The sequence below is a fragment of the Gallibacterium faecale genome, assembly GCF_027920745.1.
Classification (GTDB): domain Bacteria; phylum Pseudomonadota; class Gammaproteobacteria; order Enterobacterales; family Pasteurellaceae; genus Gallibacterium; species Gallibacterium faecale.
Map to the genome: position 1 here is coordinate 1 of NZ_JAQIBB010000115.1, position 8,021 is coordinate 8,021.

Below are 8,021 nucleotides of genomic sequence, written 5' to 3' on the forward strand. Positions count from 1 at the left end.
AAAGTCTCTTTTTGATGTTGTATTATTTTGCGGATCATCTGCGGATCATTTTAGGTTGTATTACAGTGATATAAAAATGATGCTTATATTCATAAATCATTGTTTTTATTATTATAGTTGAATCACTGTTATATCAAATTTGGTGGAGCTGGGGGGAGTTGAACCCCCGTCCGAAATTCCTCTACCTTCAGTACTACATGTTTAGTCTAGTCTTTAATTTCACTTACTCACTGCGGACAGACACGCGATAAATAAGCTAGCTTGATTTAATTTAGTGCTTCGATCCTCAAGCGGTGGCGTCCACACGATCTCGTTTTGGATGACTTATCTGAACCCTCGTCTTACGAGCGGAAGCTGAGGAGATAAGGCTTTAAGGCAGGTTATTAAGCTGCTAAAGCGTAGTTTTCGTCGTTTGCGACTATTGTTTTGCGGTTTATTTACGAGGCCTACCGCACCTCGACATGCACCTTGGGCTTCGCTAATCCCGTCGAATCCTAGATCAGCCCCAAAATTCTCGCTATTTTAACAAAAAATATAATAGATAGAAAGGCAACATTGTCTTGATAAGCAGCAGTTGATATCAATTATTAAGAAGAGAGCCAATTATTTTGCTAGAAATTTCTAAAGTAGGACTAGATAAAAACTCAAGCATTTGGCACCTCTTCTTTAATAATGAGTGGAAAGATGATTGAAATTATAAAGTTAATAAACGCTCAAGGGATGGCGCAAAATAATAACTGCCAGTTACAGGTTTGGTAAAACCTAATAAACGGTCAGTTTTGCCATCGGTTTCACCAAACATACTGAGTAATTGTTGTTCAATATTGTGCAATGTACCACAGTAAGAGATGAAATAAAGCCCATGTTTACCGCTGGCTGTACCATAAGGCAAACTTTGACGTAAAATTTTTAAGCCTTTACCATTTTCTTTTAAATCAACACGACCAACATGAGAAGTTGGTGGCACTTCATCTAATTCAACGCTATCGGGTTTAGTACGACCAATGACTTGCTCTTGTTTATGTTGATCTAATTTTTCCCATTTATCTAATTGATGTTCCCAGCGTTGAGTAAGAACGTAACTTCCGTCTTGGTCGATACCACTAGCAACTAAACCAACTTGACGGCGTAAAGCATCGCCAGCAGGATTTTCAGTACCATCAATAAAACCAGTAAGATCGCGATCTTCCACCCAGCGGAAACCGTGATTTTCTTCTACAACTTGGATAGCCGATCCAAAAGCTTTTAGTGCTAACTGAGCTAAAGAGAAATTAACATCGTGACGTAGTGACAGGATATGAATTAATAAATCATTTTGTGTTGCTGGTGCGGCTAAATTACCTTTTCCTAATTGAGTGAATGGTTTTAATTCTTGTGCATCAGCTGCATTAGAAAGTTTACGCCAAGCGTTATGACCAAAAGCGATGACACTATGTAAATGTGCATCAGGATGTTGTTTTTGTAATGTTTCTGTCATTTTTACGACATTTTTGCACGCCTCTGCAATAGCTGCATAATCTTCAATTTTTGCTTCGATATAGATAGCGGCTTTACAGTTTTCAAATAAAATACCGGTTTGTGCTGTCATAATTTACTCCATGTTTTTGATTAAAAATAATGATTTATTATAACGCAAATAGCGTTTGAGAGATGTTGAAATTTGTCAAAGTAATCGTTTGCGTATTTTCTATTAAAATAGATTTTCATTAAGCAAAAAACTCTGTATAATGCCGCCGCAATATTTTTCATCTATTTTTTATTAACTACATAACAGAGAGATATTGCAATGCTTAGAGTAATTAAAGAAGCCCTCACTTTTGATGATGTTCTTCTCGTACCTGCACACTCCACCGTACTTCCAAATACGGCAAATCTTTCAACCCAATTAACTCAAAAAATTCGTCTAAATATTCCAATTTTATCTGCTGCAATGGATACCGTGACTGAAGCTAAAATGGCGATTGCATTAGCCCAAGAAGGTGGAATTGGTTTTATCCATAAAAATATGAGTATTGAGCGCCAAGCAGAACGTGTGCGTAAAGTGAAAAAATTTGAGAGCGGGATTGTTAATGATCCAATCACCGTACGTCCAACTACCACGCTCGCTGAAGTAGCAGAATTAACCAAGAAAAATAAATTTGCTGGATATCCAGTAACTTCAGAAAATGGAGATTTATTGGGAATTGTGACAGGGCGAGATACGCGTTTTGTTTCTGACCTTTCATTACCAGTAACAGAAGTAATGACCCCAAAAGAACGTTTAGTTACTGTGACAGATAGCGAATCATTTAATCGCGAACATATCTTTACTTTAATGCACCGTCACCGTGTAGAAAAAGTGTTGGTTGTAGATAGTGCATTTAAATTAAAAGGAATGATTACCTTAAAAGACTACCAAAAATCAGAACAAAAACCGAATGCGTGTAAAGATGAGTTTGGTCGTTTGCGTGTAGGTGCTGCTGTCGGTGCTGGTCCAGGTAATGAAGAACGTATTGATGCGTTAGTTAAAGCTGGGGTAGATGTATTATTAATTGATTCTTCACATGGACATTCAGAAGGCGTATTACAACGTGTTCGTGAAACACGTGCAAAATATCCAGATTTACAAATTATCGCGGGTAATGTAGCGACTGCTGAAGGTGCGATTGCGTTAGCTGATGCTGGAGCGAGTGCGGTGAAAATCGGGATTGGGCCGGGTTCAATCTGTACAACTCGTATTGTGACAGGGGTAGGTGTACCACAAATTACAGCGATTGCTGATGCAGCAGAAGCCTTAAAAGATCGCGGTATTCCTGTGATTGCTGATGGTGGTATTCGTTATTCAGGTGATATTGCCAAAGCGATTGCCGCAGGCGCATCTTGTGTTATGGTGGGGTCAATGTTAGCAGGAACAGAAGAAGCACCGGGCGAAATTGAACTGTATCAAGGTCGTGCATTTAAATCTTATCGTGGAATGGGATCATTAGGTGCGATGGCAAAAGGTTCATCAGATCGTTACTTCCAATCTGATAATGCTGCCGATAAATTAGTTCCAGAAGGTATTGAAGGTCGAATCGCTTATAAAGGTTATCTCAAAGAAATTATTCACCAACAAATGGGGGGATTACGTTCTTGTATGGGATTAACTGGATGTGCAACTATCGAAGAACTTCGTACAAAAGCTCAATTTGTACGGATTAGTGGAGCAGGGATTAAAGAAAGCCACGTTCATGATGTTACCATCACCAAAGAAGCGCCAAATTATAGAATGGGGTAATTTAGGCTTAAGCGATGAATAATATTTCTTTGCTAGAACGAGCTAAAGGTTGTCTTTTAGGATTAGCCTGTGGTGATGCTGTTGGGACAACCTTAGAGTTTAAGGCAAGAAAATGGATTAAAACACCACTAACCGATATGGTTGGTGGTGGAAAATTTAACCTCGAACGAGGAAAATGGACAGATGATACCTCAATGGCCATCTGTTTAGCAGAAAGTCTTATTCATTGCGATAAGTTTGATCCAATAGATCAATTAGAACGTTACTATTTATGGGCAAGTACAGGGTATAACTCAAGTACAGGTAATGCTTTTGGAATAGGTAAACATACGGTTCAAGAGTTAATTAACTTTCATCGTACCAAGCGAGCATATAGTGAAAATATAAATCCTAAATATTCAGGGAATGGTTCATTAATGCGTTTAGCTCCAATAGCTTTATATTATTTTAATCATCCTGATTTAGGAAAGTATGCTCAACTAAGTTCTAAAACAACACATGCTTCATCAGCGTGTTTACAAAGTTGTGAATATTTTGCGTATCTGTTGCAAAATGCACTGCAAGGAAAAGCTAAAGCTGAATTATTTGCTATTGATGATGATTTTGATCGTTTTGATACGTTGCAAGGAGTTATTGATTTAAGTTTTCAAACAAAAAGTGCCGAAGATATTCAAGGGAATGGTTATGTCATTAATAGCCTTGAAGCTGCTTTGTGGGCTTTTTGGCATACTGAAACATTTAAAGATGCGATTTTACTGGCAGCAAATTTAGGCGATGATGCAGATACAACTTCAGCAATTTGTGGACAGATTGCTGGTGCTTTTTATGGTATCAATCAGATCCCTCAGACTTGGCTATCTTGGTTATATCGTAGGTATGATATTGAAAATTTGGCTATGAATTTAATCTCACGATCGATAGATAACGATACCTGTGTATGAACTAGAATGAGATACAGGTTATGCTGCTAGTAAACATAAATAAGCCACGATATTTGGTGGTAATTCGTTACAAATAAAAGCAATAAAAACAGATAAGGGAAAGAATATAATTATGCTGCAAGCAATTATCTTTGATATGGATGGTGTCATTGTCGATACCGAGTATGTTGAATTTGATGCACAAAGACAATTTATGCGGGAATTATTAACCAATAATCAAGAGATTACGTTGGAGCAACATTCACAACTAGTGGGGCTTTCTGTTAAAGAAATTCCTGCAATGATCAAAAAATTGTGTTCCTCACCATTATCTGTTGCAGAAATTACAGAACGATATCAGCGTTTTACACAACAGTTATTTAGTCAATTAGATTATTTGTCGATTTTCCGTCAAGACATCAATAAAATTATTCAGTTTGCGAAACAGAATGGAATTAAGTTAGCAGTAGCATCTTCTTCCTGTAAAGCACATATTGATAATATTTTGTCGATTTGTGGAATAAAGGAAGAGTTTGATCTGATTGTGAGTGGAGAAAATTTCCAACGCAGTAAACCAGATCCAACCATTTATCGTTATACGCTGGAGCAGCTAGGTGTTAGAGCAGAGAATGCCGTAGCAGTAGAGGATTCTTTTTATGGAATGGTTGCAGCCAAAGAAGCTGGAATAACGGTGATCGGCTATCAAGAAACTCGGATGATTATCGATCAATCATTAGCAGATTATATGGGCAAAGATATGCAAGAAATTTTAGGCATAATTTGTCAATTACATCAGGAAAAGTAACTAATTTTAGCAGTACATCAGTAATTACTTTAATCAACTAGAGAAATAACATGAACAACATTCACCAACATAAAATTTTAATTTTAGATTTTGGTTCACAATACACCCAATTAATCGCACGCCGTATTCGTGAAATTGGCGTTTATTGTGAATTATGGGCATGGGACGTTGCAGAAGACGATATTCGCCATTTTGCACCAAATGGGATCATTCTTTCAGGTGGTCCAGAAAGTACAACTGAAGCAGGAAGCCCACGTGCACCAGAATATGTATTTAAAGCAGGCGTACCTGTACTTGGTATTTGTTATGGTATGCAATCTATGGCAATGCAATTAGGTGGTTTAGTTGAACCGTCTAATGAACGTGAATTTGGTTATGCATCAGTTGAAGTCGTTACACAAGATAAATTATTTGCCAATTTAGCAGATGCACATTCTGCACAAGGCAATGCATTGCTTGATGTATGGATGAGCCATGGCGATAAAGTAACGCAAATTCCGCCACAATTCCACATTTCTGCCGCAACCGAAACTTGTCCAATTGCAGCAATGGCAGATGAAGAACGCCGTTTTTATGGCGTACAATTCCACCCAGAGGTAACCCATTCTAAACAAGGCTTAGCACTATTAGAAAATTTTGTAGTTAATCTTTGTGGTTGTGAAAAACGTTGGACCGCTGAAAATATTATTGAAGATGCCGTAGCTCGGATTAAATCACAAGTAGGTAATGATGAGGTTATTTTAGCCTTATCAGGTGGTGTGGATTCATCGGTTACTGCACTATTATTGCAACGTGCGATCGGTAATAACTTACATTGCGTGTTTGTGGATAATGGTTTACTGCGTTTAAACGAAGGTGATCAAGTGATGGAGATGTTCGGTAACAAATTTGGGTTGAACATCACGCGCGTGAATGCAGAAGATCGTTTTTTAGGTGAGCTAGCAGGAGTTAGTGATCCCGAAGCAAAACGAAAAATGATTGGTAAAGTATTCATTGATGTATTTGATGAGGAGTCACATAAACATACTAACGTGAAATGGTTGGCTCAAGGGACAATTTATCCAGATGTGATTGAATCAGCAGCAAGCAAGACAGGTAAAGCACATGTGATTAAATCTCACCATAATGTGGGCGGTTTACCAGATTATATGAAACTTGGCTTAGTAGAACCGTTAAAAGAGTTATTCAAAGATGAAGTCCGTAAAATTGGTTTAGCTTTAGGGCTACCTTACGATATGCTTTATCGTCATCCATTCCCAGGTCCGGGTCTTGGTGTGCGTGTACTTGGCGAAGTGAAGAAAGAATATTGTGATCTGTTACGTCGTGCGGATGCAATCTTTATTGAAGAGTTACATAATGCAGGTTGGTATCATAAGGTGAGCCAAGCCTTTACAGTATTCCTACCAGTAAAATCAGTGGGTGTTATGGGCGATGGGCGTAAATATGATTGGGTTGTTTCATTAAGAGCAGTAGAAACTATCGACTTTATGACTGCACACTGGGCACATTTACCTTACGATCTGTTAGGTAAAGTATCTAACCGTATCATTAATGAGATTAATGGAATTTCTCGTGTAACTTATGATATTTCTGGTAAACCACCAGCAACGATTGAGTGGGAATAAAATCTTCACATTTCATAACATATCATTTTATTTCAAAATAAAGACAAAGCCTTGTTACGCAAGGCTTTTATTATTTCAATGTATTTCATAGTATTTCATAGTATTTCAAGTTATATCAAATTTTTTGCGGTATAAATGTCGGTATAATATTGCGTAACTCTTAAAAAAGATCAAAAATACCGTCAACTTAATAACGGTATATTAGGAGACATATTATGCTTACTGATACAAAAATCAAGTCTTTGAAGCCTAAAGAGAAATTGTATAAAGTTGCTGATCGTGACGGACTTTATGTTGCGGTATTAACATCAGGCTCTATTATTTTTCGATACGACTATAGAATTAATGGAAGACGTGAAACTTTGACTATCGGTAAGTATGGTGTTGATGGAATTAATCTATCTAAAGCTAGAGAGCTATTGATGATTGCTCGGAAACAAGTCAGTGAAGGAGTTTCTCCCGCTGCTGAAAAACGTAATGCGAAAAATCAAATTCGTAACGCAGAACGATTTTCTTCTTTTGCGGAAAGATATTTGGAAGATGTTAGATTAGCAGAAAGTACAAAAGCATTACGTATTGCGACTTATGAGCGAGATATCAAAAATACTTTCGGTAATAGATTGATGATAGAAATTACCTCAGATGATATTCGGCGGCATTGTGAAAAAATAAAAGAAAGAGGAGCACCATCCACAGCTATTTTTGTAAGAGATTTGATCGCAAATGTGTATCGTTATGCAATTGCTCGAGGGCATAAGTACACTAATCCTGCCGATGAAATTTCTAATTCATCTATTGCCACATTTAAAAAACGCGAGCGTGTGTTATCTCCGAGAGAAATCCATTTATTCTTTAATGCCTTGGATGAAATGCAGTCTGATTTTGCTTTACGCAAAGCGGTAAAATTTATTTTGCTAACTTTGGTGCGAAAAGGGGAATTAATCAATGCGACTTGGGACGAGGTTAATCTTAAAAACAAAGTGTGGACTATCCCAGCTGAAAGAATGAAAGCAAAGCGGACGCACAATGTTTATTTGTCAGAACAGGCACTTGATTTAATTATTGCTTTTCAAATTTATTCTGAGGGTTCTCCATATCTGTTACCAGGGAGAACAAATAGAGGAAAGCCAATTGCGAACAGTTCTATTAACCGAGTAATTGATCACTGTATTAAATATATAAACCGCGAAAAACCTCTAATTGATTATTTTACTGTCCACGATTTACGCAGAACTGGCTCAACGTTATTGCACGAAATGGGCTTTAATAGTGATTGGATTGAAAAATCTCTTGCCCACGAGCAACAAGGAGTTCGTGCCGTGTACAACAAGGCGGAATATGAAGTACAAAGGCGTGATATGATGCAAGCGTGGGCGAATAAGGTTGACGAGTGGATTAGAGGTGAAGGGATTTAG

General features: G+C 37.6%; 6 protein-coding genes and 1 other RNA gene. 5 read left to right on the forward strand and 2 right to left on the reverse strand.

Features of this window, described 5'->3' with window-relative positions; genetic code table 11:
• Window positions 1-140: 140 nt before the first annotated feature.
• Window positions 141-507, reverse strand: a transfer-messenger RNA (tmRNA) gene (gene ssrA, locus PF272_RS12090).
• A gap of 187 nt (window positions 508-694) precedes the next feature.
• The gene (locus PF272_RS12095) at window positions 695-1,588 is read right to left on the reverse strand and encodes a Dyp-type peroxidase (RefSeq protein ID WP_065238086.1); all 894 of its coding nucleotides are present in this window, start codon (window positions 1,586-1,588) and stop codon (window positions 695-697) included.
• Between the two features lie 198 nt (window positions 1,589-1,786).
• Here PF272_RS12095 and guaB point away from each other — a divergent pair, with 198 nt between their 5' ends.
• The 5 genes from guaB to PF272_RS12120 all read left to right on the forward strand — a co-directional run bounded on the left by guaB (window position 1,787) and on the right by PF272_RS12120 (window position 8,021).
• A complete protein-coding gene (guaB, locus tag PF272_RS12100; RefSeq protein ID WP_271142947.1) occupies window positions 1,787-3,256 on the forward strand; it encodes an IMP dehydrogenase in 1,470 nt (489 codons plus the stop codon).
• Between the two features lie 14 nt (window positions 3,257-3,270).
• Window positions 3,271-4,197, forward strand: a complete 927-nt coding sequence (locus PF272_RS12105; RefSeq protein ID WP_271142948.1) for an ADP-ribosylglycohydrolase family protein — start codon at window positions 3,271-3,273, stop codon at window positions 4,195-4,197.
• A gap of 112 nt (window positions 4,198-4,309) precedes the next feature.
• On the forward strand, window positions 4,310-4,981 hold the full coding sequence (locus PF272_RS12110; protein WP_271142949.1) for an HAD family hydrolase: 672 nt from the start codon (window positions 4,310-4,312) through the stop codon (window positions 4,979-4,981).
• A 50-nt stretch (window positions 4,982-5,031) separates the two neighbouring features.
• A complete protein-coding gene (gene guaA, locus PF272_RS12115) occupies window positions 5,032-6,606 on the forward strand; it encodes a glutamine-hydrolyzing GMP synthase (RefSeq protein WP_271142950.1) in 1,575 nt (524 codons plus the stop codon).
• Between the two features lie 215 nt (window positions 6,607-6,821).
• The gene (locus PF272_RS12120; RefSeq protein WP_271142951.1) at window positions 6,822-8,021 is read left to right on the forward strand and encodes a tyrosine-type recombinase/integrase; all 1,200 of its coding nucleotides are present in this window, start codon (window positions 6,822-6,824) and stop codon (window positions 8,019-8,021) included.